General features: G+C 46.0%; 28 protein-coding genes and 1 pseudogene. 8 read left to right on the top strand and 21 right to left on the bottom strand.

Annotation, left to right across the window (positions count from 1 at the left end; translation table 11 throughout):
- Nucleotides 1–74: 74 nt before the first annotated feature.
- The 8 genes from QUB37_RS03040 to QUB37_RS03005 all read right to left on the bottom strand — a co-directional run bounded on the left by QUB37_RS03040 (nt 75) and on the right by QUB37_RS03005 (nt 3,565).
- Nucleotides 75–476, bottom strand: coding sequence for a fasciclin domain-containing protein (locus QUB37_RS03040; protein ID WP_006634220.1), 402 nt, complete (start codon nt 474–476; stop codon nt 75–77).
- A gap of 347 nt (nt 477–823) precedes the next feature.
- On the bottom strand, nt 824–1,219 hold the full coding sequence (locus tag QUB37_RS03035) for a hypothetical protein (RefSeq protein WP_333158971.1): 396 nt from the start codon (nt 1,217–1,219) through the stop codon (nt 824–826).
- Nucleotides 1,212–1,574 (bottom strand): hypothetical protein, encoded by a 363-nt coding sequence (locus tag QUB37_RS03030; RefSeq protein WP_333158969.1) that lies wholly within the window; start codon nt 1,572–1,574, stop codon nt 1,212–1,214. Before QUB37_RS03030 ends, QUB37_RS03035 begins: the two co-directional genes overlap by 8 nt.
- A gap of 129 nt (nt 1,575–1,703) precedes the next feature.
- Nucleotides 1,704–2,087 (bottom strand): hypothetical protein, encoded by a 384-nt coding sequence (locus QUB37_RS03025; protein ID WP_333158967.1) that lies wholly within the window; start codon nt 2,085–2,087, stop codon nt 1,704–1,706.
- A 1-nt stretch (nt 2,088) separates the two neighbouring features.
- Entirely contained in the window at nt 2,089–2,451 is a 363-nt protein-coding gene (locus tag QUB37_RS03020; RefSeq protein ID WP_333158965.1) for a hypothetical protein, read from the bottom strand.
- Nucleotides 2,452–2,577: 126 nt separating this feature from the next.
- A complete protein-coding gene (locus QUB37_RS03015; RefSeq protein WP_333158962.1) occupies nt 2,578–3,024 on the bottom strand; it encodes an Hsp20/alpha crystallin family protein in 447 nt (148 codons plus the stop codon).
- Nucleotides 3,025–3,051: 27 nt separating this feature from the next.
- Nucleotides 3,052–3,180 carry a hypothetical protein gene (locus QUB37_RS03010; protein ID WP_333158960.1) on the bottom strand — a complete coding sequence of 43 codons (129 nt, stop codon included), beginning with the start codon at nt 3,178–3,180 and terminating at the stop codon, nt 3,052–3,054.
- Between the two features lie 97 nt (nt 3,181–3,277).
- On the bottom strand, nt 3,278–3,565 hold the full coding sequence (locus QUB37_RS03005) for a hypothetical protein (RefSeq protein WP_333158958.1): 288 nt from the start codon (nt 3,563–3,565) through the stop codon (nt 3,278–3,280).
- A 186-nt stretch (nt 3,566–3,751) separates the two neighbouring features.
- On the opposite strand from QUB37_RS03005, the gene QUB37_RS03000 reads away from it, so the two are divergent.
- The 4 genes from QUB37_RS03000 (at nt 3,752) to plsY (ending at nt 7,244) form a co-directional block, all read left to right on the top strand.
- Nucleotides 3,752–4,546, top strand: a complete 795-nt coding sequence (locus QUB37_RS03000; RefSeq protein ID WP_333158956.1) for an MlaE family lipid ABC transporter permease subunit — start codon at nt 3,752–3,754, stop codon at nt 4,544–4,546.
- A 63-nt stretch (nt 4,547–4,609) separates the two neighbouring features.
- Nucleotides 4,610–5,002, top strand: coding sequence for a DUF3119 family protein (locus QUB37_RS02995; RefSeq protein WP_333158955.1), 393 nt, complete (start codon nt 4,610–4,612; stop codon nt 5,000–5,002).
- 59 nt (nt 5,003–5,061) lie between these two features.
- A complete protein-coding gene (locus tag QUB37_RS02990; RefSeq protein ID WP_333158953.1) occupies nt 5,062–6,393 on the top strand; it encodes a DUF3086 domain-containing protein in 1,332 nt (443 codons plus the stop codon).
- A 167-nt stretch (nt 6,394–6,560) separates the two neighbouring features.
- The gene (gene plsY, locus QUB37_RS02985; protein ID WP_333158951.1) at nt 6,561–7,244 is read left to right on the top strand and encodes a glycerol-3-phosphate 1-O-acyltransferase PlsY; all 684 of its coding nucleotides are present in this window, start codon (nt 6,561–6,563) and stop codon (nt 7,242–7,244) included.
- A 107-nt stretch (nt 7,245–7,351) separates the two neighbouring features.
- On the opposite strand, the gene QUB37_RS02980 is transcribed toward plsY, so the two are convergent.
- Entirely contained in the window at nt 7,352–8,140 is a 789-nt protein-coding gene (locus QUB37_RS02980) for a calcium-binding protein (RefSeq protein WP_333158949.1), read from the bottom strand.
- A gap of 166 nt (nt 8,141–8,306) precedes the next feature.
- On the opposite strand from QUB37_RS02980, the gene QUB37_RS02975 reads away from it, so the two are divergent.
- The gene (locus QUB37_RS02975) at nt 8,307–10,754 is read left to right on the top strand and encodes a bifunctional serine/threonine-protein kinase/ABC transporter substrate-binding protein (protein WP_333158947.1); all 2,448 of its coding nucleotides are present in this window, start codon (nt 8,307–8,309) and stop codon (nt 10,752–10,754) included.
- 36 nt (nt 10,755–10,790) lie between these two features.
- Here the strand turns inward: QUB37_RS02975 and proC are convergent, their stop codons facing one another.
- The 8 genes and pseudogenes from proC to der form a co-directional block, all read right to left on the bottom strand.
- Nucleotides 10,791–11,636 (bottom strand): pyrroline-5-carboxylate reductase, encoded by an 846-nt coding sequence (proC, locus tag QUB37_RS02970; protein ID WP_333158945.1) that lies wholly within the window; start codon nt 11,634–11,636, stop codon nt 10,791–10,793.
- 148 nt (nt 11,637–11,784) lie between these two features.
- On the bottom strand, nt 11,785–12,402 hold the full coding sequence (locus QUB37_RS02965; RefSeq protein WP_333158943.1) for a cell division protein SepF: 618 nt from the start codon (nt 12,400–12,402) through the stop codon (nt 11,785–11,787).
- 117 nt (nt 12,403–12,519) lie between these two features.
- Nucleotides 12,520–13,185 (bottom strand): YggS family pyridoxal phosphate-dependent enzyme, encoded by a 666-nt coding sequence (locus QUB37_RS02960; RefSeq protein ID WP_333158941.1) that lies wholly within the window; start codon nt 13,183–13,185, stop codon nt 12,520–12,522.
- Between the two features lie 72 nt (nt 13,186–13,257).
- A complete protein-coding gene (pipX, locus tag QUB37_RS02955) occupies nt 13,258–13,527 on the bottom strand; it encodes a transcriptional coactivator PipX (protein WP_006634205.1) in 270 nt (89 codons plus the stop codon).
- Between the two features lie 42 nt (nt 13,528–13,569).
- Nucleotides 13,570–14,028: a holo-ACP synthase gene (acpS, locus tag QUB37_RS02950; protein WP_333158939.1), complete on the bottom strand. Its 459-nt coding sequence runs from the start codon at nt 14,026–14,028 to the stop codon at nt 13,570–13,572.
- Nucleotides 14,029–14,278: 250 nt separating this feature from the next.
- Nucleotides 14,279–15,274: an energy-coupling factor transporter transmembrane protein EcfT gene (locus tag QUB37_RS02945; RefSeq protein ID WP_333158937.1), complete on the bottom strand. Its 996-nt coding sequence runs from the start codon at nt 15,272–15,274 to the stop codon at nt 14,279–14,281.
- Nucleotides 15,275–15,418: 144 nt separating this feature from the next.
- A pseudogene (locus tag QUB37_RS02940) lies at nt 15,419–15,790 on the bottom strand (four helix bundle protein).
- A 106-nt stretch (nt 15,791–15,896) separates the two neighbouring features.
- A complete protein-coding gene (gene der, locus QUB37_RS02935; protein ID WP_333158936.1) occupies nt 15,897–17,258 on the bottom strand; it encodes a ribosome biogenesis GTPase Der in 1,362 nt (453 codons plus the stop codon).
- Nucleotides 17,259–17,614: 356 nt separating this feature from the next.
- Between der and QUB37_RS02930 the strand changes: the two genes are divergently transcribed.
- Nucleotides 17,615–18,202: an acireductone dioxygenase gene (locus tag QUB37_RS02930; RefSeq protein ID WP_333158934.1), complete on the top strand. Its 588-nt coding sequence runs from the start codon at nt 17,615–17,617 to the stop codon at nt 18,200–18,202.
- A gap of 92 nt (nt 18,203–18,294) precedes the next feature.
- On the opposite strand, the gene QUB37_RS02925 is transcribed toward QUB37_RS02930, so the two are convergent.
- The 4 genes from QUB37_RS02925 to QUB37_RS02910 all read right to left on the bottom strand — a co-directional run bounded on the left by QUB37_RS02925 (nt 18,295) and on the right by QUB37_RS02910 (nt 21,284).
- Nucleotides 18,295–19,245, bottom strand: coding sequence for a hypothetical protein (locus QUB37_RS02925; protein ID WP_333158932.1), 951 nt, complete (start codon nt 19,243–19,245; stop codon nt 18,295–18,297).
- Between the two features lie 43 nt (nt 19,246–19,288).
- Nucleotides 19,289–19,762 carry a DUF732 domain-containing protein gene (locus QUB37_RS02920; protein WP_333158930.1) on the bottom strand — a complete coding sequence of 158 codons (474 nt, stop codon included), beginning with the start codon at nt 19,760–19,762 and terminating at the stop codon, nt 19,289–19,291.
- A 190-nt stretch (nt 19,763–19,952) separates the two neighbouring features.
- Nucleotides 19,953–20,567, bottom strand: coding sequence for a cupin domain-containing protein (locus tag QUB37_RS02915; protein ID WP_333158928.1), 615 nt, complete (start codon nt 20,565–20,567; stop codon nt 19,953–19,955).
- Between the two features lie 150 nt (nt 20,568–20,717).
- Complete coding sequence (locus QUB37_RS02910; protein ID WP_333158926.1) at nt 20,718–21,284, bottom strand: sigma-70 family RNA polymerase sigma factor; 567 nt, start codon at nt 21,282–21,284, stop codon at nt 20,718–20,720.
- A 620-nt stretch (nt 21,285–21,904) separates the two neighbouring features.
- Here QUB37_RS02910 and QUB37_RS02905 point away from each other — a divergent pair.
- On the top strand, nt 21,905–23,119 hold the full coding sequence (locus tag QUB37_RS02905; RefSeq protein ID WP_333158923.1) for a DUF4331 domain-containing protein: 1,215 nt from the start codon (nt 21,905–21,907) through the stop codon (nt 23,117–23,119).
- A 102-nt stretch (nt 23,120–23,221) separates the two neighbouring features.
- Nucleotides 23,222–24,622, top strand: a complete 1,401-nt coding sequence (locus QUB37_RS02900; protein WP_333158921.1) for a hypothetical protein — start codon at nt 23,222–23,224, stop codon at nt 24,620–24,622.
- Nucleotides 24,623–24,842: the final 220 nt, after the last annotated feature.

The raw sequence follows: 24,842 nt of genomic DNA, 5'->3' as shown, positions 1-24,842 counted from the left end.
AAAGCGTGCGATCGGGAGCAAAGCGGCACCGCAAAGGATCTGCTTGGCTCCCGCAGCGAGATTAGACGGCGAAATTATCCCATTAAAATCACATTATCGATGACGTGGATGACGCCATTGTCTGCTTCGATATCCGCAGCGACAACTGTAGCATTTTTCACCTCAAAGCCGTCAGAACAATCAATTTTAATCGGCGAACCTTCCAAGGAAGTAACAAAACCGAGTTTTGCCAAATCAGCTTTCATAAACTTCCCCGATACGACGTGAAACATCAAAATCCTCGTCAGTTGGGGAACGTTCTGCACTAGGGTTGTGATAGTTCCCGGCGGCAATTTCGCAAAAGCATCGTCAGTGGGTGCAAAGACAGTAAAAGGGCCCGGACTTTTGAGCGCGTCTACTAAATTAGCTACTTGCACGGCTGTTACGAGGGTTTGGAACGAACCCGCACCTACGGCAATATCAACAATATCAGGCATTTTGTTTTACCTCATCTGGGAAAAAAGTTCTATTAAGTATCGTAAACTGATGCGGGCAACAATACCTACTGTCTTTTTTGAAAAATTGGTAATTCTTTTGTAGTGAGGACTTCAATCCTCAGATTTTTGATTAGGACTTCACTCCTCACTACAAACCTAATAATATAGGACTTACATATGGGGGTTCCGAAACCTGGTTTTTTACGAAAATACTTTCTTAAAACCCGCAGATTAGGTCAAAAGCCCAGTTTCGAGGATTCGGAGTGCGTAAGTCCTGTAATAGTTATTTTACCCGATATAATATTACTAACGCCTTGGCAATTTAACGGCGCGGTGCTTTTAAATTGCTACATGACTGCTGGCGCTTGTGATACCAAAACCTCTGTTTCTAAATCTGCTACTTCAGCATTGAGGTTTTCTCCCTTGTGAATGCTAAAACTGCCGTACAAAATTGAAATTTCAAAAATGTCTGTAGTAATCACCGCCGGCTTGCGGTGTTCCGGCTCCCCCAAAGAAATTCCGAAGACTTCAGCTTCCAGTTCGCCAACTGCCTCTTCATCGTGTACAGTCCAACTGATATCGCGACAGTCTTTGAATACCAGCATATAAGGCAATCTTTCTTCTGGATTGTAGACGCATTCAATTAATACTTCGTTTCCCCATAAAGATAGGTTGATTTTTGTGATTAAAGATGTAAAACCACCCAATCCCAGCAAGTTATAGTCATCCTTCCAATCACTCATTTAATTTTTCTCCCGTATTGTGAGTACCTGGAATTAAATTACCAAATTCGTCTCTCGTCCGCAATAAATTACCATCTCTATCGAGACGGAAACCTTTGTTGATATTTCTTCCATCTGAGCCATATTTGGGTGCAGGCGTTCTAATCACTTCACCGTTAGGACGGAGCATTACTGTTGACTTATCAAAAAATTTATATCCAACATAACCATCTCTAGTAGTTCTGATTTCTGCACCCAATCCGCGCAAAAACTCATTAACTTCTTGACGAGTCATCCCGGTTAAGTCTCCAAATTCCGATGCAATTCCATTTCCTCCAACTCCCTGACCCGGCACACAAGTCTCCTCACCAACCATTGCCTTTCCTAGTTTAGCACATTACCTTTTGCAAGGTAGCTACGCAATACACTTGTGATACCAAAACCTCTGTTTATCAACTCATTCCCAATTCTTTTATCTAAAATCTCACAGCTCAAATCGAAATTACTAAACGACTGCTTGCGCTTGTGATACCAAAACCTCTGTTTCTAAATCTTCAGAATTTAATTTTTCTCCCTTGTGAATGCTAAAACTGCCGTACAAAATTGAAATTTCAAAAATGTCAGTATGAATTAAAGCTGCTTTCCGGTGCGCGTCTTCACCCAAATGAAAACCAATCAAATCAGCTTCAGGATCTTTGACATCTTCAGGATGGAACACCTCCCAACTGATGTCTCGGCAGTCATGAAATACTATGTTATAAGGCAATCGATCGCCTGTAGGATCGTAAATACATTCAAATAAGATTTCATTCCCCCACAAAGACACATTGACATTTGTGATGAGGGATGTAAGTCCACCTAAATTAAGCAAGTTGTAGTCATCGGGCATATTAATTACTCACTTTTTCTCCTGTATTATGCGTCCCAGGAATCTTATTGCCAAATTCATCGCGTGTTTTGACCAAGCTGCCATCTTTGTCAAGACGCAAACCTTTGTTTATTTTTCTGCCATCTGAACCGTATGTGGGAGCTGGGGTGCGTACAACTTCACCATCAGGACGGATATTGACTCGCGAACGATCGGCAAATTCGTATTCAAGATAACCCCCTCCAGTAGTTCTGATTTCTGCACCCAGCCCGCGCAAAAAGTCATCGACTTCTTGACGAGTCATTCCGGTTAAGTCTCCAAATTCCGATGCAATTCCATTGCCTCCAACTCCCTGACTCGGCACGCGAGTATCCTCACAAACCATTGCCTTTTCTAGTTTAGCACAGTTGGAGAAGGGGAGGAAGCAGAAATTCCCAATGACCAATAATCAATAAAAAAAATAGGGGCGCAGTGTGACCCCTATTAATCAACTAACTAAACTGGCAAACAATTATTGACCACCGATTTGCACTTTCACCACGCGGTTCTTTTCTGCTTCCGCTTTGGGCAAATTCAGGTGCAAAACTCCATTTTTGTACTCAGCTTCTACGCTGTCATTTTGAACCCGTGCGGGTAGGGGAATCACCCGGCGGAACGAACCGTAGCGGAACTCAGAGCGAGTCATGCCTTTATCTTCACTCTTAGTTTCCAGACGGCGTTCGCCACTAATAGCAACAGCTTCTGCGGTTACTTGTACGTCCAAATCCTTAGCTTCCATGCCCGGAATTTCTAACTTAAGGTGGATCGCTTCGGGAGTTTCATCGAGTTCGGCGGGGGGTACAAAAGCAACACCGTTAGATGCGCGATCGGTTGCCGGTGTCAAGCTATCAAACAACCGATTCATTTCTCGCTGCAAGGAGTCCATTTCCCGCAAAGGTTCCCAACGAATAAGTGCCATAACTAATACCTCGACTATCTGAAGTTTTTAGGGGTTGAGAAACACTTGACTCAACTTGTATTTAATATATTCCAGCGCCCGAAACTGGGGGAGTCGGTTTTCCGCAAAAAGAGCGATCGCATTTCCGAACATTCGCGATCGGTATTGTAAAATCATCCCAGGTACGGGTATCCGATCCAACCCGAACCCAGCAATTTTAGATTTTAGATTCGATCGAGGAATTCCCATCTAAAATCTAAAATCGAAGCTTCGATTAACTCCACCGCGAATGCTGATAAGAAGCGTAGGTATCAAACAAAGCACCCACCAAACTAAAAGTTAGGCCGATCACGAAAAAACCCTGGAGGGGACAGCCACTGCCGAAAGTAGCTAAGAACTGCAAAATCAGGTCTTCTCCAGAACGACCAACTCCTTGGAGAGCAGGCACGAAGCCAATCAGCGAAAAGCTAGTCAATCCCCCGCCGATTAACAATAAGGGGGCGACAAAGCTCAACAGGCTGGTCAGCAGTACAGAGCGAAGAAAATTGGGAAAAATGCTCATAAGAGTCAGTAAATTCAGCTAAACTGCCGAAAGGTACAAGCAAACAAAACTTGTCCTTTTCTACGATAGGCAGCGATCGCCCTCAGTGGCCAGTTCTGTCAGAAATCTTAAATGTTATAGAAAAAACTTGTTTAAGATTTGTAGATAAATTTCATTTTTGGCAGTTGTTCTATACTCGAAACCCCCTTGAGCACCACTACATCTTCCAGCCTCAGTTTGTGGAGTCAGCGGTTGCTGGCAGCAGCTTTATTGGGCGGCCAAGTCATGCTGCACTTGCTGAAGGGCAAAATTCACCGCCGCAACACCATCGACCAAATGGCAGCAGTCGGCCCGGAATCTCTGCTGATTGCTTTGCTGACTGCGGGTTTTGTCGGCATGGTATTTACTATTCAGGTAGCGAGGGAGTTTATTAACCTCGGTGCCGGCAATGTCGTCGGCGGCGTTTTGGCTTTGTCTTTGACTCGCGAACTCGGCCCCGTCTTAACAGCCGTAATCGTGACGGGACGGGTAGGTTCGGCTTTTGCAGCGGAAATCGGCACAATGCAGGTAACAGAGCAGATAGATGCCCTGCTGATGCTCAGAACAGACCCGATCGACTATTTGGTAATTCCCCGCGTCCTGGCTTGCTGCTTGATGCTGCCAATTTTAACCATCATGTGTCTCGTCACGGGCATCCTCGGCGGATTGCTGATTGCTACGACGATGTACGGCATCTCTCAAAGCGTGTTTTTAGAATCAGTCCGCAATTTCCTGAGTCTGTGGGATATTTGCAGCGCGGCAATTAAGGCTGTTGTGTTCGGTGGTTTGATTGCTGTAATCGGCACTAGCTGGGGTTTGACAACCACCGGCGGGGCAAAAGGCGTCGGTCAATCGACTACTACGGCGGTGGTGACGGCTTTACTGGCTATTTTTATTTTTAACTTTTTGATGACATGGCTGATGTTTCAGGGGACGGGCTCTAGCGTACTCAAAGGCTTGTAAGCTAGGAAACGGATAAAATATGAATAATTGGCAACATTAGTTTACTACCCTTGATTTAAACCCGTGACTACAACAGCCTCTTCGACTGCGCCCACAAATACGATCGAACTCGCCCCGAGTTATGCGATTCCCCTAGTCCTGGTACTGGCGGGCCTACCCCTGCTGTTCGTGCAGAAGTGGGCCTGTTTGCCACTTTCGCTGTTCGGCTTGTTTCTGATGTACCAAGCCGCCACCATCCGGCTACAATTTACCCCAACAGATTTGGACATTTATCGATCGTCCAACTTAATCCGCCGCTTTCCTTACCGAGAATGGCAAAATTGGCGGATATTTTGGCCCGCTGTGCCGATTTTGTTCTATTTCAAAGAAATTAACAGCATTCACTTTCTGCCGGTTCTGTTCGATCGTAAAATGCTACAGACCTGCTTAGAACAGCGCTGTCCCCGTCAAGACTAAAAAAGTTGTTAATTTTTAATTTTTAACTTTTCTGTGCCCCACGCCGAACAAAATTTCCCATGAATTCAGACGAATCTCCAACCCAAGAACCGCAACCACAACCAGCCGCCCCAAGCGGTGACGGCGAAGTCGATTTACCCGTGAATGAGACGGAGTACGAAGTTCTATCTCAAACACGAGATTTGTGGATCGACGAAAATGAGCTGCCCGCCCAACTCCCGGCAGAAACAGACCCGCCGCTGGACGAGGAAGATGCCGAAATCGCCCAATTCGTGGACGAAGCAGGCGCACTCGCCCAAATTGGACCCAACACCGACGAGGCCGAATCACAAAGTCCGATCGCTCAAATCGAGCCTCCAAGAGACTCCCAGCCAACAGCAAGCGAAGAAACGGTAACGCACATCCCAGAAAATGTTACCGAACAGTTGGCCCTGAGAGTCAAAGAATTGCAGCAGCAAGAACAAGCTTTGACTGAAAAAATTGCCGCCTTGGAAGCCGACAAAGCCAATGCTATAGAAGCGTTGGGCCAGGCTCAAGCCTCGATCGGGCGTTTGGTACAAGACGGCTTGATTCAACTAGATCAGCGCAAACAAGCGCTACAAATCGAAGTAGAAAAACTAGAACGCCGGCGCGATCGAATTCAGAAGGAAATGCGAACCACTTTTGCCGGCGTTTCCCAAGATTTAGCAATTCGAGTCCAGGGTTTCAAAGACTATCTAGTAGGCAGTTTGCAGGATTTGGCCGCCACCGCCGAACTCTTAGATTTGACGCCACCGGCGCAAGAGACACCACAGCGAACTGCTGCTGAAGAGTCTCAATCCTCAGCACCGGTAAATCCCAAATTTGCCGAACAGGGATTTCAAGAACAAGCCAAACAAATTCGCCGCACCCTCGACCAATATCGAACTCTCCCCGACTACTACGGCCCGCCTTGGCAACTCCGCCGCACTTTTGAACCCATCCACGCGGAACGAGTTTCTAACTGGTTTTTCACTCAAGGAGGAAGGGGTGCTTTGCGGACTATGGGTTCGCGCTTGCAAAATATCTTGATTACTTCGACAATTATTTCTGTACTCAGAAGCGTCTACGGTGGACGGGTGCGGACTTTGGTGCTCGCGAATAGTCCCGAACGTTTGGGAGAGTGGCGCCGGGGTTTGCAGGACTGTTTGGGCATTACTCGCAGCGATTTTGGCCCGGAAAGGGGAATTATTATGTTTGAGTCTGCGGAGGCTTTGGCTCAAAAAGCCGATCGACTGGTTAAAGATGGCAAATTGCCACTAATTGTCATTGATGAAACTGAGGATTTAATTAGTTTGTCAATCCTGCAATTTCCGCTATGGTTAGCCTTTGCTGCCGATCCGCAAACTTTGACGACTGCTAAGGATTTTTGAGCAAGTCCGGGCGAATATAATTCGCTGCTATACAAACTTTCGTCCGCCTGCGTGGACTGAAGAAACTCAGAGGGAAATTGACCGGAATTGGTTGTTCCTTCTTCTTCCTTCTTCCTTCTTCCTTCTTCCTTCTTCCTTCTGCTGTACACGAAATCTCAAATTAAAAAATGGCTAGCTGGATAATTTTAAATGGCACATTGCTAATAGCAGCTTATCTGCTGGGATCGATTCCTACTGGGTACGCCTTGGGGAAATGGATGCTAGGAATTGATATTCGAGAGGTTGGTTCGGGTTCGACGGGTGCGACTAACGTACTGAGGACTTTGGGCAAAGGGCCGGGGTTGGGGGTGTTGCTGGTTGATGTGTTGAAGGGGGTAAGTGCGATCGTCCTAATTCGCTACATTTACTCTCTCACTTTTACCAGCCAGCTAGCAACCGCAGCAGGTTTAGAAAATACTGCAACTGTCATCCCTTGGATGGCAACTTGGGCGGGTTTCTCTGCTGTTTTGGGGCACAGCAAATCAATCTGGCTGGGGTTTACCGGCGGTAAATCTGTGGCTACGAGTTTGGGAGTTTTGCTGGGTTTGTACTGGCCTGTTGGTTTGGGAACTTTCGGAATTTTCGGGATAGTATTTGCGGTATCGCGAATTGTCTCTTTAAGTTCGATTATCGGGGCAATTAGCGTTGCTGGATTGATGTTTGTTTTAAATCAGCCGCTGGCTTATGTATTGTTTGGAATTGCTGGTGGCGTATTTGTAATTGTGCGGCATCGGAGTAACATTCAGCGTATTCTGAATGGTACTGAACCGAGGATTGGAGAGAAATTGGAAACAGCAGCTAGCGATCGATAATTAGTCCCATTTTATCCCCAATCTTCGATAAATAAACCCACAATTTCCTGTAACTTAGCTCGGTCAAATTCGGCTTTTGTAGGATGTGTTGCAACGCATCCTCAAGCTCAGAATCCCTGAACTGAGATAATGCTGTTTTGGAGTTCACTAGGCGTTACACTATCAACAAAACCTATTAAATCTCCTGAATTCCTGACTCTGATGAGCGTCCCTGAAGTCTCAACAGTTACAGGAATTAAGTAATCTTCTGAGACAGTGAGTTTCGCAGCTTCTGAAAAATCAAAATCTTCTAACAGCAACACATCTGTCAAGTTCTCCAAAACTACATCGTTAACAGTCAAACCGTCTGTTAATCCAATCCGATCTAAACCGACTCGGAAATCTCTAAAGTAATCGGCATTTTTGATATCAGTAACTCCTGACTCTAGTTGCAGGACGTATAAATTACTTCCACTGGTTTTAGGCGAATAACCACCATCTTTCACATTTGAAAAATAGTCTCGACCCAAGCCTCCAATCAGAGTGTCATTCCCGTTACCGCTGTATAAAATATCATTTCCTCTACCTCCCCATAAAATATCATCTCCTGCGTTAGCGAGAATCCAATCTGCATCTTGACCACCGATCAAACTGTCATTTCCCTCGCCTCCCCATAGGTCATCTTTCCCTCTTCCCCCAAATAAAGAATCGTTGCCAGGATCTCCTATTAGCGAATCTTCTCCGTCATTGCCAAATATTAAATCATTAGTTATCCCGCCGTATACTGTATCCTCACCTCCCAACATCCAAACTCCCGAAGGGAAATCAGCCGTATCTTGGAACAGTAAATCAGCGTATTCGGATGTATTGTCACCAATTAATCGAGGCACTCCTGATGGATCTGTTTGTAAAGCCATAAAATATTTGGTTCCTAATATCTCAGATGCCAAGATTATAAAATAAGCCACTCTCAAAGTCAATTCATATATTCATAACTTTGAGTTCATAAAAGTCATAACTTTGAGTTCATAAAAGTCATATTTGTGGTACGCTCGACACCAACGAGTGCAGCGAGTTAAGGGCATGGAACAGTTTAGGTGTCTGAATCCAGGGGATATTCTGCGCGATCGCTACCGAATTATCGCTCAATTAGGTGAGGGAGGGTTTGCTAAAACCTATACGGCTAACGACGCTTTGGGCAGCCCCGAAAATCCCTTGTGCGTCGTCAAGGAAATTCCGCCTCCTGAATCTAACGATCCGCGACTGTTGGAGGAAGCACAGCACCAATTTGAAAAAGAAGCTAAAACCCTGAAGTATCTCGATAAGTGTCCGCAGATTCCCAAGTTAATCGATCGCTTTCAAGAACAGGGAAAATTTTACTTAATTCAAGAATACATCGAAGGAAATCCGCTCAACAAAGAACTCGCATCTCTCAGGCAGTTTCAGGAGTCAGAAGTTATTGACTTATTGCAAGATATTTTGTCAGTTTTAGCTTTCGTCCACGATCGAGGTATTATTCACCGCGATCTGAAACCGTCAAACTTAATCCGGCGCCAACTTGACGGCAAAATTGTTTTAATTGATTTTGGGGCGGTAAAAGCGATCGGCACTTTGGCGATCGAGAACGGTCAAATAACTCAAACTCGCGCGGTTGGTACAGACGGTTATATGCCAGCCGAACAGTGGAAAAATCAACCAAGATTTAACAGCGATATCTATGCTGCAGGAATCATCGGCATTCAAGCGATCGCAGGTTTAGATATTCAAGACTTTTTTAATGATAAAAAAACTGGGGAACTCGTCTGGCACTACTCAACTGACGATCGCCCGATGGTACAAATTAGCGACAAGCTGAAAAAAGTTTTAAATAAGATGGTGCGCTACCACTTTAACGATCGCTATCAATCCGCTGCTGAAGTGTTGCAGGATTTGCGTGAAGCGAAGCTATCCCGTAGGGAATCCCTAACAGCGTTGCACTCACCTGCGCCCGCTTCAAAACAACCTCTGCTGCCGAAGCCTCCACCCCAATGGCAAGATACATTGAGAGTCTGCTTGCCGATCGCGATCGCAGGATTCCTGGGGCTAGCAGCATTTTTAATACACAAAATTTTCACACCTCAAACTTGTCCTTTAATCCAGGGAGATGCTGTGAGTTGCGGCGAGGAAATCCTCATCAAAACATCTGCTTCTCGATTCAAACAAAGGGGGGTAAAGGATTTTTTTAAGGGAAATCATCAATCAGCTTTTAAGTTCTTAAAACACTCGTGGAACGAAGAAGAACGCAAAGATCCAGAAACTTTAATTTACATGAATAATGCCCTTTTGAAGGCCCAAAAAGCTGATTACTACACCCTGGCAGTTGCCGTTCCTATCAGCAACACCGAAGGAGGTACTGTCAATTCTGATTTGGCTAGAGAAATGTTGCGCGGCATTGCCCAGGCCCAAACAGAAGTCAACCTAGGACTGTTTAATTCCGATCGCAATAACGACTTTCCCGGTCAAGGTTTTTTAGCAGGGAAAGCCCTTAATGGCAAGGGTATTAGAGTCATTATCGCTGACGATGCCAACCTCAAAACAGAGGCACAAGCTAGGGCTTCTTCACTCGTCAAGCAAACCGAGATTTTGGGGGTGGTCGGTCACTATACGAGCGAGATGACTGTGTATGCAGTCGATATTTATGACAAAAATCACTTAGTCTTAATTTCGCCTGGGACTACAACGGAACAATTAACAGAACAACGTCGGAAGTTTTTCTTTCGCACTGTCCCTACACATCAAATTACTTCTGAAAACTTCAAGAACTATCTGATTGAAAACGCAGGTTCCAAAAAAGCGGCGGGTTTCTACTGTCCTGAGATTCAAGCTACTTCTTCATTGTGGGAAGAATTCAGAAAACAGTTTAGACAAGCAGGAGGAACTATTTTAAGCATCACTGAATACGATGTGTGTAAGAAAAATTTCAACGTTGAACTAGCATTACAAGAAGTCGAACGAAGCGAGAAAACAGCGATGGTTTTAAGTACGAGTCATGTCCCGGATGCAATCAAAAATGCTATGGCACTTATTAAAGCCAATGGCGATCGCAATTGGGTAGTGGGAACCGGGGGAATTTACAGCCAGAAAACCTTAGAAACTGCCTCCCAGTTACAGTCTTTTGAGAAACTGGTGACATCATCCTCTTGGCATCCCTTAGCTGCTCCCAACCCCACATTTGCCGAAAATGCTCGAAAGCTTTGGGGAGGAAACGTCAACCACCGTACAGCTTTAACCTACGATGCAACTCGGACGCTAATTACAGCAATAGAAAGCCAACCGCAACCCAGCCGCGAAGGGATGCAGAAAACTATTGCGAGTCCGAATTTTAGCGCCAAAGGAGCAACCGGAACTATTGAGTTTGATGCGAAGGGCGATCGCCAAAATTTTCAACCGGATTTAGTGCATATTGTCAAGTGTCGAAAAGAACAGTTCGGTGTAGCTTTTGTTCCCGTCAAATATCGGACGGCAAAAGCGGCAGGTTTAAAGTGCGATTGAACTCATTTGTGATAGTTTCTGTGCGTTATTCCTGACTTATTTACCTAATTCTTGAGAACGCAAACAAGCTGCTTTCACGGCTTCGATTAGCGCAGAACGGAAGCCGCTACTCTCTAATTTAGCAATTCCCGCAATAGTTGTACCGCCGGGACTCGTAACTTGATCTTTCAATTGTGCCGGGTGCATTCCCGTTTCTTGCATTAGCTTCGCTGTACCGAATACTGTTTGTAAAGCTAATTGAGAGGCGATCGCCCGTGGCAAACCTGCACAAACTCCGCCATCTGTCAAGGCCTCAATCAAAATTGCTACATAACCAGGCCCGGAACCCGAAAGCCCAGTCACCGCATCCAGCATACTCTCAGGTACTTCTACCACTTCTCCCACGGCCTGAAAGATGCGCTTTACTAATTCTAAATCAGCCGGTTGAACAAGTTTTCCCGGAGCGATCGCGCTCATTCCCGCCCCTACCGTTGCCGGAGTATTCGGCATCACCCGCAGCACTCCCCGCCCCGGAAAAGCTGGTTCGAGCTTGCTCAGTGGCACTCCTGCCAAAATCGACACTACCAGCGCTTGTGGCTGGGAATTAGCCGTTTCTCCATTATTTCCCTGTTTGCGATCGGCCGCCACCGCCAACTCCAAAGCTACCGTATCAAAAACTTGGGGTTTAATTGCCAAAAACAGCACTTCCGTAGCGGCAGCAACTTCTAGATTGCTGGCTGTTGTTCCAATCCCGTATTTCTCAGTCAAAAAATCGCGGCGCTTTACCCCAGGCTCGCTCACCAATATTTCTGAAGGCAAATAAACTTTTTCTGCTATTAAGCGGGATAAGAGAGCTTCTCCCATTACCCCGCCGCCGATCGTACCAAATTTTATGTTTGTCATTAGTCAGTTATTAGTTAGTTGTTATTAGTTAGTTATTATTAGTTATTTGTTATTAGTTATTTTTCAATAGCCAACTGCCAACTGCCAACTGCCAACCGTCAACTGCCAACAGTCAACAGTCAACAGTCAACAGTCAACACTCAACAGACTACTGAGCGACTGGAGCTTGTTCTGCCGGCCACACTGTTGGTGCAGGAGCCGCAGGACGAGGGCGTCCTTGAGCAGGAGGCACTTCGTGAACCACGCCAGACTGAGTTCTCACCTGCACGCAGCTAGGCGTAAACAAGAAAATACTTTCGCCAATTCGCTCTTGATGACCGTCAAGGGCATAAGTACCGCCCGCCACAAAGTCCACGGCTCTTTGCGCTTGGTCTGGGTCCATCACCGTCAGGTTCAAAACCACAGACTTGCGTTCCTTAAGGGCTCGAATTGCTGCCGGCATCTCTTCAAAAGTGCGCGGCTCCATTACTACTACTTCCGAAATCCCGTTCATAGCTCCAGGCATTCCAATCACGTTATTCATTACTGACCCTACTCCGCCGGTTGGTGCAACGACATCCATACCTGTCGATCCTACTACTGACCGCTCTCGCATTCTACGATTTTGACGACGTTCTTCCTCTGCTGCTGCGACGGCAGCGGGGTTCGGTTCAGGCGCTTGGTAGAAGTTCTGATAGCGCTCCCCTTCCGTTTCGTCGTAAACGTCATCGTACTCAGGCTCATTGTTGATGCCTACAAAATCTCGCAGTTTAGAAAAAATATTCATGATTCACGCTCCTTCACGACTTGGCTGCCCCGACTATACTCGCGTTGCGCGTTAGTCGCGGGTAGCTGACTATTCTATATTTAACCCAAATTGTCTTTATCAGAAGATTTCAATTATTTATCCCCTCCTAGAGCCAAATAAGGTTTGTCCTAGCCGTACCATAGTAGCACCTGCTTGAATTGCCAAATGATAATCTCCCGACATCCCCATCGAGAGCTGCTGCATTTGAATGCAGGGCAAATTTTGGTGCTGGATTTTCTGTGCTAGTTCGCGAGTGCTGTTAAATAATTCGAGGATTTGCGAGTCATCTAATCCCAGCGGAGGAATTGTCATCAAACCTTGAATTTTGATATGCTGACATTTGTTGAGTTCTGGAAGGTCGGCCAGCAGTTCTGGAACGCTCCAGCCGTATTTGTCCGGGTCGGGCAACATTTTGACTTGCAGGCACACTTGGGGAGAGCATGACATTTCCCCTGCCAAGCGCGAAAGTCGCTGAGCGAGTTTGAAATTGTCGAGAGAGTGAATCCACTGGAAATGCTCTAGGGCCTTGGCGGCTTTGTTGGCTTGCAAGTGGCCGATCAAGTGCCAGTTGATATCCGGTAAATCTTGCAGTTGGCTTTGTTTTTCGGCAGCCTCTTGAACCTTACTCTCACCAAAATCCCGGATACCGGCATCGTATGCTTCGCGGATAGCATCAGTCGGTACCTGTTTGGTAACGGCAATTAACCGCACTGATTCGGGCAAGTGTTGGCGAATGCTGTGAATTCGAGAGGCAATGGTCATGGTTGCTCAACGCTCTTGACTGGAGGGAAGGAAAATTAATACTGTTACCAGTTACCAAATTACTGATTTTCGTTATTGAAATGTGCGCTGGTGAATGGTCTGCAATTGGTCGTACTCCTGATATTGACCGCTGCGACGCAGGGTTCGCAGGCGAATTTCGACCATGAGGCGAGCGTCGGAGCGGCTGATTGGTTCAAATCTCAGCCCGCCAGGGCCGTTTGTCACCAAAAAAAACAGGCGTTGGGCGTATAGGGTGGTAAATAATTCTTGGCTGTCTTCAACCTGGGATACCCTGAAGAGGAGGCCAAAGTTTGGATGATTCAGGTAAGTTTCGGTAGTCATTCACACTCACAATCTATCAATTTTAGATTAAAGATTTCGATTTTAGATTTTAGTTTCGTTCGATCGCCCGACGGCGTTGTTTGACGGCGGGCTACAAAGGGCGATGGCCGTAGCCGTGCAATAGTCTCCGTCGTGGCTGAGGCTCAATTGCCACTGGCAACTTCCCCAAACAGAGGCTTTTGCTGCTGCGGTTCCGTGCAGTTGCACATTGGGAGCACCGTTTTCAGAGCGCCGAATTTCCACATCTGCATACCGTATTCCCCGCCATCCCGTGCCTAGAGCTTTGACAACGGCTTCTTTTGCTGCCCAACGCCCCGCTAGCTGGTTGCAGGAAACTCGATTCATTTTACCTTTAATGCTGCTGTGTTGAGAATTTAGTTGCCCGCAATCCCTTTGTTCGGCGGGCGTGTAAACTTTTTCGAGGAAGCGATCGCCAAAACGGTCTAATGTGGCTTGAATGCGCGGAACATATACGATATCTGTCCCAAGATAGATGTTCAAGGTCTTGGTTCTCTAAATATTTATCTCCATTACTTTAGCAGGACTGTCGCGCACCAGACAAAACTTACTCAAATGTCGGCCCGTCCTCCCAACCCCGCTTGAATCCAAGGCTGTTTCATTCTCTTGTAGGGTCAATCCCTCGTGAAGAACCCCGATATCTGAAACTAGAATCAGTTCTTCCCCATTCTTCAATCTCAAATCTAATCAATCAATCAATGAATCTAAAATCTAAAATCTAAAATCTAAAATCTCAACTGTCCCAACCCCAAACGAAGCGGGCGCTCCACAGGACTATCAAGCAGCCGAGGGCGATCCAGTCTCGGATTTTCAATTGCAACTGGTGCCATTCTACACGGTGTCGATCGGGACTGGTGAAGCCACGAACTTTCATGGCGCTCGCTATTTGTTCAGCTCGCAGGAGCAAGTTTTCTAACAGCCGCTCAGCTATCATCAACCACACTTGAGCAGCGCTGCGAAATCCGAGTTTTTTCCAGTTTATCGCTCTGGTTCTGACCGATCGCACTAAATTTTGTATTTCTTCCAATACTAGGGGAATGAATCGCAAAGATAAAGTTAATGTTAAGGCTATTTCGGTGATAGGCCAGTTCAAGCGGCGCAGAGGCTGCATTAAGTTTTCAAGGGCGGCGGTGATTTCTTCGCTGGCTGTGGTGAGGAGGTAGAGGTTGGTGCTGTAAATTACTGTGAAAAATAGGGTGCTGACGTTGATAGCTAAATCTAGGGATTTGCGGGTGATTTTAATCGGGCCTTGTTTGAATACAACGTAACGGTAGTTTGTGGGTTGGGGGAGTTGATTTGGGCTTTGGGCTTTGGGATTGGGGATTGGGGAGTTTGAGCCTAAGTTAAAAGGTTTGTACCAGGGTTTTGGTTGGGGCGGGGGTGGAAGGGTTGCGGGCTGTTGGGAAAAGGTTAATTCGTCGGCGGGGATGCGGGGCTGGTGTTCTGCGGGGAGTCCGTCGGGGGCGATCGCGCTGAGGCAAAATACGAATAGACAGAATAGCAGCAGCAGTCCCATTTGCTGTTTCCACACGCGCAAGGGAATTGCTGCTGTTAGTGTCAGTACGATTAACATTCCTACTAGCATCAACCGCCAGATAGGATTGGCGAGTATTGGTGCAATCAGAAATGTCATCAACCAGGCTAGTTTAACGCGGGAGTCTAGCCTGTGCAGCCAGGTTACGGGTTGTTCTAGGTATAGTCCTATGGGGAGCGATCGAAGTAAGTCCATCTTGCGATTTTAGATTTTAGATTTTAGATTTTAGATTTTTTGATTAATTGATTGATTGGGGATTTTTTGATTGATTGAGATTTTTTTGATTGATTGGGGATTTATTGATTGATTGGGGATTTTGGTGGGATTTGAGATTTTTTTTTATTTACGATTTGCTGTTGGGTTTTTAGCAACTAAAGTTTTGATGGAGGCCACTGTCATCGCTAAAATTTCATTCGTTCCTGACATGATACTCCTCAAATTAGTGACCTCTAATAATTTAGCTTCAACTATCAGCTCCATCCAGTAAAGACATTCATCTGCTTCTTCTTCCACGATTCTGAGTTGGGCAATTAAGTCTGCTGTTTATCTAGCGCGACAAGCTGCCCGATAGTTAGCCCCTACAGCAGTTCCTGAACGAATTAACTGCTTGTCAATTACCTCATAAACGGTATTTTTTGGGAGTGAACTTACTAGCTTAATAACTCTTAATGCTAGAGCCTTCGTTCTTTGTTTAAACTCTTGTTCGTTCATCCGATATTTAGATTTTAGATTAAAAATTTGGCTGTTATTGGCAATCAATTATATCATCTAACAGCATCTTCTCTTCAATCTAAAATCCAAAATCTAAAATCTAAAATTACTTGACCCGCAGTGCTCTGTTGGTTGTGCTCATTTCGGTGGCACGAACTTTTTTGCCTCTCCACAGTAGCCGCATTGGTGTACCAGTAAAGCCTAGATGTTTGCGGAATTGGCTTTCCATGTAGCGGCGGTAATTTTCGGTAAAGCGTTTGGGATCGTTGACAAATAGGGCGATTGTCGGTGGCTGCGATCGCACTTGAGTACCGTAATAGATTTTGCCTTGTTTTCCTTGGCGGGTAACTGGGGCTGAGTGCCAGGTTGTGGCTTCTTCTATGACTTCGTTAATGACGGCGGTAGGGACGCGACGTTTGTGTTCGTCGGAGGCTTTGTCTACTAATTCAATGATTTTTTCAACTCGCTGTCCACTCATGGCGCTAACAAAAATCATTTCTGCCCAGTCGAGGAAATAAAGTCGGGTTCTTACTTCTCTTTCGTACTCGTATATGGTGTCGGACTCTTTTTCTACGGCATCCCATTTGTTGACGACTATGATGCAGGCTCGACCTTCTTGGCTGATGCGATCGGCTAATTTTTGGTCTTGATCTGTAACACCGTCTATTGCGTCAATTACTAACAGTATGACGTTGGCGCGGCGGATGGCTTTGAAAGCGCGGTTGATGCCGAAAAATTCTGCGCCGTATTCGACGTTTTTCTTTTTGCGGATTCCGGCTGTGTCGATCAGGCGGTAGGTTTTACCGTTCCGTTCTACTAAGGTGTCGATCGCGTCGCGGGTTGTGCCGGAAATCGGGCTGACTATGGCGCGGTTTTCTCCGAGAAATGCGTTTAACAAACTCGATTTACCGACGTTGGGACGACCGATAATTGCTACTTTAATTTCCTCAACTTCTGGTAATACTTCCGTGGGAAGGTAAGTTATTAATTTGTCTAGCAATTCGCCGGTGCCGTTGCCATGAATGCCGGAAACTGGGAAAGGTTCTCCGAGTCCCAATTGCCAAAAGTCGGCTGCTTGGGTGAGTCCTGTATTTTCCGATTCGCATTTGTTGACGGCGAGAATAACCGGAACTTTTTGCAGTCTCAGCCAAGATGCGATCGATTCGTCGCCGCCGGTGAGCCCGGTTTTTCCGTCAACTACGAAAATGGCTGCGCTGGCTTCTGCGAGGGCCGCCATTGCTTGTTCGCGAATTAAAGGCAAAAATTCTGTTTCGTCGTCGAATACTAGCCCGCCGGTGTCTACGACTTGATATTCCCGATCGCCCCAGTATGCTGGTCTGTAAGTGCGATCGCGGGTGATTCCTGGTTCGTCGTGGACGATCGCGTCTTGGGTGTTGGCTAAACGGTTGACGAGCGTCGATTTGCCTACATTGGGGCGTCCAATAATAGCAACTATAGGTAGAGACATAAAAGTAGCAGCAATGAGGCTGCGCCGTAATTTTGAGCTTTAGTCTTGTATTGTAAGCTAATCTGACGAGATTTTTATAGATTGAGGCTGTGTTTCTGTCTTTTCATGCTGTAGGCGGTGTTTTACCGATCGCCCGTTTAAACATCGAACCCTAAAAAATAGCCACAGCCTATGGATCTGCATTCCCAGCCCCACTCTGAGAATTAGAAATAAAACTTAAATAACTCAACAAATCATCTCATCTGTGGTAATTCTTTGATGATTATGAAGGTAGATATAGGATTTTAGCGATCGGCTATTATTGAAAATAAGCAGAAATTTAGTTTTTGACCAAAGCTTAAAACAGCAGCTTAAAAATGGAAACTAAATTTCCCTCAAAGCTCAAAACATTAGGTGGTAATATGGCTGTTCTGCAACTAGAAGACGGTAGAACATATACGGACATCCGGGCGATCGCCAGTCAACTGGCAGTTTTAAATATTGAGATCGATTCCCTGCCCCCAAACGAAAATCCGGCGTTTCAAGAACTGCTCGTTCAAGACATTCTCAATGTTACAGAAAAACAGCAGATTCTCGCAGCATATAATAGCGAGTTTGAACAGTTTAAGCGCGCCAGCGGATATCGGTGGTGCGACTTAAAAGTGCTGCATCCAGGTTCGCAGCAGATTTACGCGCTGATGACTCAAAGCCATCGCACTCATACCCACACAGATGCAGAAGTTCTTCACATTTTAGCTGGGGAATGCGTTTTTGGGTTTGTGTATTCTAACGGCTCTCAGGTACAATTAATGCTGCAAGCTGAAGAATACATTAAAGTGCCTGCCAATACCGAACATTGGTTTTATCTCACTCCGTCGCTGTACTTGAAAGCCTTGCAGTATTACACCACTGCTCAAGGCTGGGTACCTCAGTATACTAACAGGAAACTAAAAATTAAAAACTAAATGTAGGGTGCGCTTCAGCGCACCTTCCTCTATCAAAATAGCCGAGTGAAAGGGCGACTCTAGAAACAAAGTCTCTCTCTAAAATACGAGGATTAAATATTCTCTACTTCATTAGGTGCGGCCATTTCAATTTCTTCGCAACGCTGCAAAAGCGCTTCTATTTCCTGAGCTAAAAAAATTACTTCTGGCCACGAAGAACCGTTGATTAAATCTTGAGCGTGAGCTAATTTGTTTCTCAATGCTTCTGCTGACTTTAAAAAACGCTCCCCGTAGCGTTTGGATTTGAGCCCCAGCCGCTCGACTATTTCAGCAGAAGTCAGGATTAAATCTCGCTTGTCGCAGAATTGCAGGTAATCGATTAAGTCAATTGCTTCATTTCTGGATCGCCCCAATTCCCAAAGGTGTTTTGCGGCTAAAATGCGATCGCCCTTAAGCAATTTTTGCCAAGAATCTTGGGGAAAGTAAATCCGCACAATCCGCAATAAATTCATTTCCAGAAGCGTCACCAATCCAAACAGCAGCATCCGCACTGGTGCTTTTTGCAAATCGCCGCAGGTAACGATCCCGTTGATCCTGTTGCTTTCTAATACAAATAACCTCGGTTTTTCTCGCAGCAGTGGCAGCAATTCCATCAAAGGAGTCGAAGCGGCAATTAATTGTGAAGGGTGAAAAATTTGCTGGTAGTCACTGCACTTACCTGTCATTAAGTGCGATCGTTCTACATAGCCGCAAACCGTGCCATTTTCTTCAATACCGAGCACGTCAAAATCGCGGGTCTCCATCCACGATCGCAATTTGGCTGCGTCTTCGCAAGCGGGGACAGCTTTCAGCGGTTCCGCGAGGTATTTAACTGTAATGCTGTCTTTGAATAAATCCCGCAAGTCGGCGGAACTAGACTTTAAATGTTTCATCTCATGTCCGGTAATTTCATGGATCGTTGCTGCAAGTAGAGACGCGGCATTACCGTGGGGAGCATCTCGGTTTTGTAAAAAGCATTTTTTAGGAGTGCGAGCGGCACGATCGCACACCGACAGTAAAAGCAAAACTGAGATGCTCCCTTACCGTGTCCCTACAGATTTCATGATATTACTTACTGGCTAATTCCGGGCAATAATGGTTGGCGGCAAGGGTGGTAATAATATCGGCATCGGCGAGAAAACTTTCTTTGGCAGTTGGATTTTCGATACTGACAGCTTGCCCGATCGCCCTTAATTTAAACTCCGGCAGAGAAACTCCCGATTTTGCTTCCGCACACATTCTTTTAGCTGTGGCAATTTTTTGACCGGGGGCCCTTCGGATTGCTTGCAGTAAATTATCCGTTGCTTCGGGAGAGTAGCTTTTTGCTAAGCGTTTGTAGTCTTCGAGAAATTTTCCATCGTTTCCTGTCAGCTTAATGTCGGATTCTTGGGGCGAACACAACAAATTTAAGTTAATTACTTCTCCTACTGAATTGACAAGAAAACATCCTTCGCGTTCTTGGGCGATCGCGCTTTGGTTGCTGGGTACAAATTGTATAATAACGGCAGAAATAACAGCAGTTAAACGCGAGTAATTTAGCATGGTAATTATGTAATATATTGGGATTTTTTAACCGCCGAATGCGGAGCAATATGGGGTTCTTGAGTTAGAGCGTCTCCGGTAAATTAACCGAAATAATTGTAGGGACGGGTTTCACCAACAATCTATACTTATAACTAAAAATATACATAAACCCGCCCTCCAAGCTGTCGGCAATTCAACAAAAATAATATCAGACGAACATTTCGTTGTCTAGGGAAGTTTTCATTAACAGCAAACATCCCCCTTGTGTGAGGGGCGAATGTCTGGAACCGGGAACCGATCGAATGTAGTCGCCTTGATGGCAAACTTCCCCTTCTACAATTAAGTCTCCTTCTAATACAAGCACTTCCTCCGAGGCAGCGTGTCGGTGCATGGGAAATGTTACTCCAGGTTCTAGTCGCATCAAGCAGGTAATTTCGCGCTTTTTTTTGTCAATGTAAAGCTTGCCGAACGAAACTCCCGGAACTCCATAAGATTTCCATTTGACATCGTGCGATCGCACTATTAAAGATGGAGCATTGTTCTCCGTTGGGGAGGTAACAATGGGCTTTAAATTGACTGATTTTGCTGGGGTTGGCGGCAGTTCGGCTATGCGCTGTAACAGGCGGTTTTTGAGGTCGGGTGCGACGGGAACTGGGGGGGCTGTGTAGGCGATCGCGGCAATTGTTGATTCCAAAGCAGCTAATTCACTTGTAAGTTCTGCGGACTCTTTCAATTTCTCTGCAAATGCGCCGCGTTCTGACTCGTCGAGGGTATCGAGAGCTTGAAGGGCTGCAAGGATTTTATATTCCTCGTCTGGCATCATTTCCATCTGTTTTCCGCCATTGATTGTAATTCAGCCTAGGTTGATTTTAAACTTGAAATTGGTCTGCTACCCTCGCACTCAAGATGGATGATTCGAGATGCCATAATTTTAGATTGATGTTAAACAACTTAAATTGGGTTTTTTGACAATCTAAAATTCTTCGCTCAAAGCTTGACGCAATTTAGAAATACCCAATCGAATTCTGGTTTTGATTGTACCTGTCGGGATACCAGTTTTAGCCGCGATCGCCGCGCAAGTCAATCCTTGGTAGTAAGCGAGTTCGATCGCCTGTTGCTGTTCCTTTGGCAGTTTTTCTAAGGCCGCTTTGACTTGTTCGCGGCGTTCTTTAAACATGGCATCTTCCATCGGTTCTGCAACGCTAGAGATGGGTACTTTAGCCTCTTCCAGACAAGCTTCAGCAGCCCGGACTGTTCGCTGCACAGCTCGGAGCCGATCGAGAGAACGACTGCGGGTAAGCATGAACAACCAGGTATCTGCTCGACTGCGAGAAGGATCGTAAGTTGCTGCTTTTTGCCAAATTTGGGAAAAAACATCGAGTACCACTTCTTCAGCTTCTTCTACCGAACCCAGGATTTTGTAAGCGAGAGCGTAGCTTGGGCGACCGTAGCGATCGTAAAGTTTAGCTAATGCCGTTTGGTCTTTCCGGGCAATCTGCACTAAAAGCAGCGATTCATCGCCTGACTTCTGGCCTGTCATCTCAGTGTACCGAAAATTTTTGTTTTGACTGCACAGATCCAAAATTAAAAATTCGGCGTATATCCCTACAGAACATAATTGTAAGTTTGAAGTTGGGGTACAAACTGGAGTATGCCTTTTTAGGCTAATTTTGTCGTGCTTTGAATTGTAAAAATCCCAAGTCATCTGGAATTTTACCACCTAATTAGTGATTTTTTTGAGACTTAGCAATCCGCTTTATGCAGAACGAAAAAATCCCTGAGCGTGAAGAGTCAAAACCGCGCCCTTCACTCGTTCCCAATCTCTGTCTGCTCGATCCCAATAAGAGCCTGGGAACCCCTATAAGCGAGGCTCTGGCTCCACTCGATCGAGGGAAGCCGTGTCTCCAAGCAGGTATTCCCAAGAATAGTCCGGGAACGAGTAAATCCTTAATTACCCACTTTTTTACATAAATTTGTCGGGCAGCACAGATCCAAAATTGCCAAACCTTCGTATACCACCAATAGGAGAAGGCTCAGCAATAGCGCAAAAGCCCGACAGGTTGACAGATTGCAACCTGTTGCTACAAAAGTAAAACCCGCGAATGCGGGTTATTTACCATTGATTTGTGCAAAAATTTCATTGAAATAAAGGTGCTAACTGTGAAGCTCACAAAAAAAATTCGCCGAACCATACTAGCTATTGAAGTAGCTCTAATTGCTCTATTAACTCCAGGGATAATTGTCGCTTCTGACCACGACGACGGCGAAGTAGATATCAAAGGTCGCGCGGTCAATTTAACTGACCTGTATGTATATCGCGAAAAAGACCAAAACTCCGGGGCAGCAGACGGGGATTTAGTATTTACCATGAATTCTAATCCCAGGTCTGTAGCTCGCTATCAATATTATTTCAGCACTACAGCCCTCTACCAATTTCACATCACACAAGTAGGTGACGTGAATTCTACACCTACTGGACGCTCTGATATTATCTTGCGGTTTGCCTTCAGTCCGCCTAACAATCAAGGTATGCAAGCGGTAGCTGTAACTGTTGTTCGCGGCGGCTCGGAGACTGTTGCTAAGACTACAGTTAACGGCGGGCTAATTGCCACAACTCCGCTGAATTCTAATGCTGTTTTGAATACAGTACCTGTGGGCGGTTCTAACTTGACTGTATTTGCGGGTTTACGCGAAGACCCGTTTTTCTTTGATGTGGAACAATTTTTCCGAGTTCGCGCCGCAGCTTTGGGAACAGGGCCGCGCACTGCTTTTAAAGAACCGAATCAAGCGATTGACTTTACTAAAGGTTACAACGTCAATACAATTGCTGTCCGCATTCCGAAAGCATTTTTGCAAGCAGGAAGTGGGGCGAATACTTTTGATGTTTGGTCAACTGTTTCTATCAGAGACGGAGCTGGCGGTTTTAAACAATTCGAGCGTTTGGCAAGACCTGCAATTAATGAGGGTTTGATAGTTACTCCCGCTTATCTGGAAGCATTCAATAATATTCCTCCGAGATCGGATTTGAGCGCTGCTGCTGCTCCGGTGCGGCAGGAAGCTGTTGCTACTCTGAATGCTGTGGATCTTTTGGACGGTCGGGATAATGTCGATCCAAATGCGATCGCCGGAGCTTTCTTACCCGATGTCATGCGGATCGATACCACAAAAACCAGCGGCTACGCTAGCGCTACAAATGCTCAAGGAAGCTTGATCGGAGGTCGTATGCTGATGGACGACGTTATTGATATCACTCTGGGAGCTTTGGTGGGTTCTCCGGTTGGCGATAACGTTTCTTATAACGGAACTCCGGGAAATCCGGCTCAGGGACACAAACCTTTAGAACCGACTTTTCCTTATTTGGCTTTGCCTAATTAGTTATTAGTCATTAGTCATCTGTCATTAGTCAGGGTTTACTGACTAATGACAGATGTAAAATCCTTTTTTTAACCGCAGATGGACGCTGATTAACGCGGATGTATGAAAACTAAAAGTAAACTGGAAATAAAATCGGATATTTTATCGTGGTGGCTACTGATAGTAGTTCCTTTAGTTGGGATGGTAGTAGTGAATTTACCGCCTAATGTGCGTTTTATTTTAGATGATTTTTCTAACCAAGGTTCGGCAAATCTCGATGCTAATTACCGCTATCATTTCTCGGAAAGTTTGAGAAATAATCCCAATCAAAAGGAAGCTATTCAGCAAGAGATTGCTTTTTATCAGCAGCGGTTGGCTGTTGATTCCCGCAGCGGTTTGAACCGGGCGGCGCTGGCGGGATCTTATTTAAAAATGGCTCGCGCAACAGGGGAGGGAGGTTGGTTTTTATTGGCGGAACAGGCTGCTCAAAGGTCGATCGCCGATTTGCCTTTTGACAACCAAGGTGCGCTGTTAGTTTTAGCTCGAATTGCTGAGGCGAGACACGATTTTGCTACTGCTTTGCGATTGGCTAAACAGGTGGGTTCTGACAATGAAGATGCGATCGCCCTTTCAGTTACATCTCACTTAGCGATGGGAAAAGTGAGCGAGGCAAATGCAGCCGCAGAAGCCTTAGTTAACCGGATTCCTAACTTGGGTTCTCTCACTTTGAGAGCTTTAGTGAGAGAGTCTCAGGGCCGAGATGCTGAGGTTTTGCAGGATTACCGGCAAGCAATGGCGGCGGAGGAACCGGGAGAGGTTGCTGGTTCGGCGCGGGCCCGATCGCTCTTGGGTCGATTTTACGCGCGTCGCGGGCAGTTTGTGCAGGCGAAAGCGCTGTTTTTGGAGGCGCTGCGGTTGGTGCCGCGATACCCGCTGGCGCTGATTTATTTGGCGGATTTGGAGACGCGGCAGGGCAATTATCGGGAGGCGGAAGGCTATTACAGCAAGGTTTCTGCGTATTCTGGCCCGGTTGAGACTGTGTTCGATCGCATTGTCGATCGCGGTATGGCGAGAGTTAAAGAGTTCGAGGGAGATGCGATCGAATCCCGGCGACTTCGCGACAAAGCAGAAGCTGGGCTGCGACAGGAACAGGCTTCTGGGGGTTTTGGCCACCGCAGGGATTTGGCAAGTTTGCTGCTGGAAAAAGGTCGATCGCAGGATGTGACGGAAGCGCTGGCGTTAATGCAGGAGGAGGTGAAAATTCGGCGGGATGCTGTCACGCTGGATACTTTAGCCTGGGCGTTTTCGAGTGCTGGGGAATGGCAAAAGGCCGATCGAGTGATGGCCGAAATAATGCGATCGGGGATTCGGGATGCGGGGATGTTTTACCGGGCTGGTGCGATCGCCCGGACTTTAGGTAAGGATGCTGAATCTCGCGCTTATTTTCAAAAGTCCAAGGAAATTGACCCGAGTTTTGACGATCGATCTCGCCAAGCATTGGGTTTGGGAAGTTATGAATTTTGAGATTAGCTAATAGCAGTCATTCGGCCAAGTTCGCCATTTCGTCAATCCGCCAGAGGTTGAAACCCCTAGCTAAAAGCTTAAGTCCTCTTGCATAGGACTGAAATGCACAATTGTTAAATTTGATTAGCTATTCAGTCGGTTTTAACTGAGATCTTGCACCATTCTCAATAAGCCCTTGCATTCTGTACCAAAATGTGAAATAAAGGGCGTATAAACAATC

The organism is Microcoleus sp. AT3-A2, from assembly GCF_036705685.1.
Taxonomy (GTDB): Bacteria; Cyanobacteriota; Cyanobacteriia; order Cyanobacteriales; family Microcoleaceae; genus Microcoleus.
The sequence above is the reverse complement of the archived record's forward strand: the minus strand, read 5'-3'. Positions and strand labels throughout refer to the sequence as shown.

Bases quoted from the DNA above. Each gene is read 5' to 3' on its own strand.
- QUB37_RS03040 (WP_006634220.1), bottom strand. From the start codon at position 476: ATGCCTGATATTGTTGATATTGCCGTAGGTGCGGGTTCGTTCCAAACC.
- QUB37_RS03035 (WP_333158971.1), bottom strand. From the start codon at position 1,219: ATGAGTGATTGGAAGGATGACTATAACTTGCTGGGATTGGGTGGTTTT.
- QUB37_RS03030 (WP_333158969.1), bottom strand. From the start codon at position 1,574: ATGGTTGGTGAGGAGACTTGTGTGCCGGGTCAGGGAGTTGGAGGAAAT.
- QUB37_RS03025 (WP_333158967.1), bottom strand. From the start codon at position 2,087: ATGCCCGATGACTACAACTTGCTTAATTTAGGTGGACTTACATCCCTC.
- QUB37_RS03020 (WP_333158965.1), bottom strand. From the start codon at position 2,451: ATGGTTTGTGAGGATACTCGCGTGCCGAGTCAGGGAGTTGGAGGCAAT.
- QUB37_RS03015 (WP_333158962.1), bottom strand. From the start codon at position 3,024: ATGGCACTTATTCGTTGGGAACCTTTGCGGGAAATGGACTCCTTGCAG.
- QUB37_RS03010 (WP_333158960.1), bottom strand. From the start codon at position 3,180: ATGATTTTACAATACCGATCGCGAATGTTCGGAAATGCGATCGCTCTT.
- QUB37_RS03005 (WP_333158958.1), bottom strand. From the start codon at position 3,565: ATGAGCATTTTTCCCAATTTTCTTCGCTCTGTACTGCTGACCAGCCTG.
- QUB37_RS02990 (WP_333158953.1), top strand. From the start codon at position 5,062: ATGAATTCAGACGAATCTCCAACCCAAGAACCGCAACCACAACCAGCC.
- plsY (WP_333158951.1), top strand. From the start codon at position 6,561: ATGGCTAGCTGGATAATTTTAAATGGCACATTGCTAATAGCAGCTTAT.
- QUB37_RS02980 (WP_333158949.1), bottom strand. From the start codon at position 8,140: ATGGCTTTACAAACAGATCCATCAGGAGTGCCTCGATTAATTGGTGAC.
- QUB37_RS02975 (WP_333158947.1), top strand. From the start codon at position 8,307: ATGGAACAGTTTAGGTGTCTGAATCCAGGGGATATTCTGCGCGATCGC.
- proC (WP_333158945.1), bottom strand. From the start codon at position 11,636: ATGACAAACATAAAATTTGGTACGATCGGCGGCGGGGTAATGGGAGAA.
- QUB37_RS02965 (WP_333158943.1), bottom strand. From the start codon at position 12,402: ATGAATATTTTTTCTAAACTGCGAGATTTTGTAGGCATCAACAATGAG.
- QUB37_RS02960 (WP_333158941.1), bottom strand. From the start codon at position 13,185: ATGACCATTGCCTCTCGAATTCACAGCATTCGCCAACACTTGCCCGAA.
- pipX (WP_006634205.1), bottom strand. From the start codon at position 13,527: ATGACTACCGAAACTTACCTGAATCATCCAAACTTTGGCCTCCTCTTC.
- QUB37_RS02945 (WP_333158937.1), bottom strand. From the start codon at position 15,274: ATGGACTTACTTCGATCGCTCCCCATAGGACTATACCTAGAACAACCC.
- der (WP_333158936.1), bottom strand. From the start codon at position 17,258: ATGTCTCTACCTATAGTTGCTATTATTGGACGCCCCAATGTAGGCAAA.
- QUB37_RS02930 (WP_333158934.1), top strand. From the start codon at position 17,615: ATGGAAACTAAATTTCCCTCAAAGCTCAAAACATTAGGTGGTAATATG.
- QUB37_RS02920 (WP_333158930.1), bottom strand. From the start codon at position 19,762: ATGCTAAATTACTCGCGTTTAACTGCTGTTATTTCTGCCGTTATTATA.
- QUB37_RS02915 (WP_333158928.1), bottom strand. From the start codon at position 20,567: ATGATGCCAGACGAGGAATATAAAATCCTTGCAGCCCTTCAAGCTCTC.
- QUB37_RS02910 (WP_333158926.1), bottom strand. From the start codon at position 21,284: ATGACAGGCCAGAAGTCAGGCGATGAATCGCTGCTTTTAGTGCAGATT.
- QUB37_RS02900 (WP_333158921.1), top strand. From the start codon at position 23,222: ATGAAAACTAAAAGTAAACTGGAAATAAAATCGGATATTTTATCGTGG.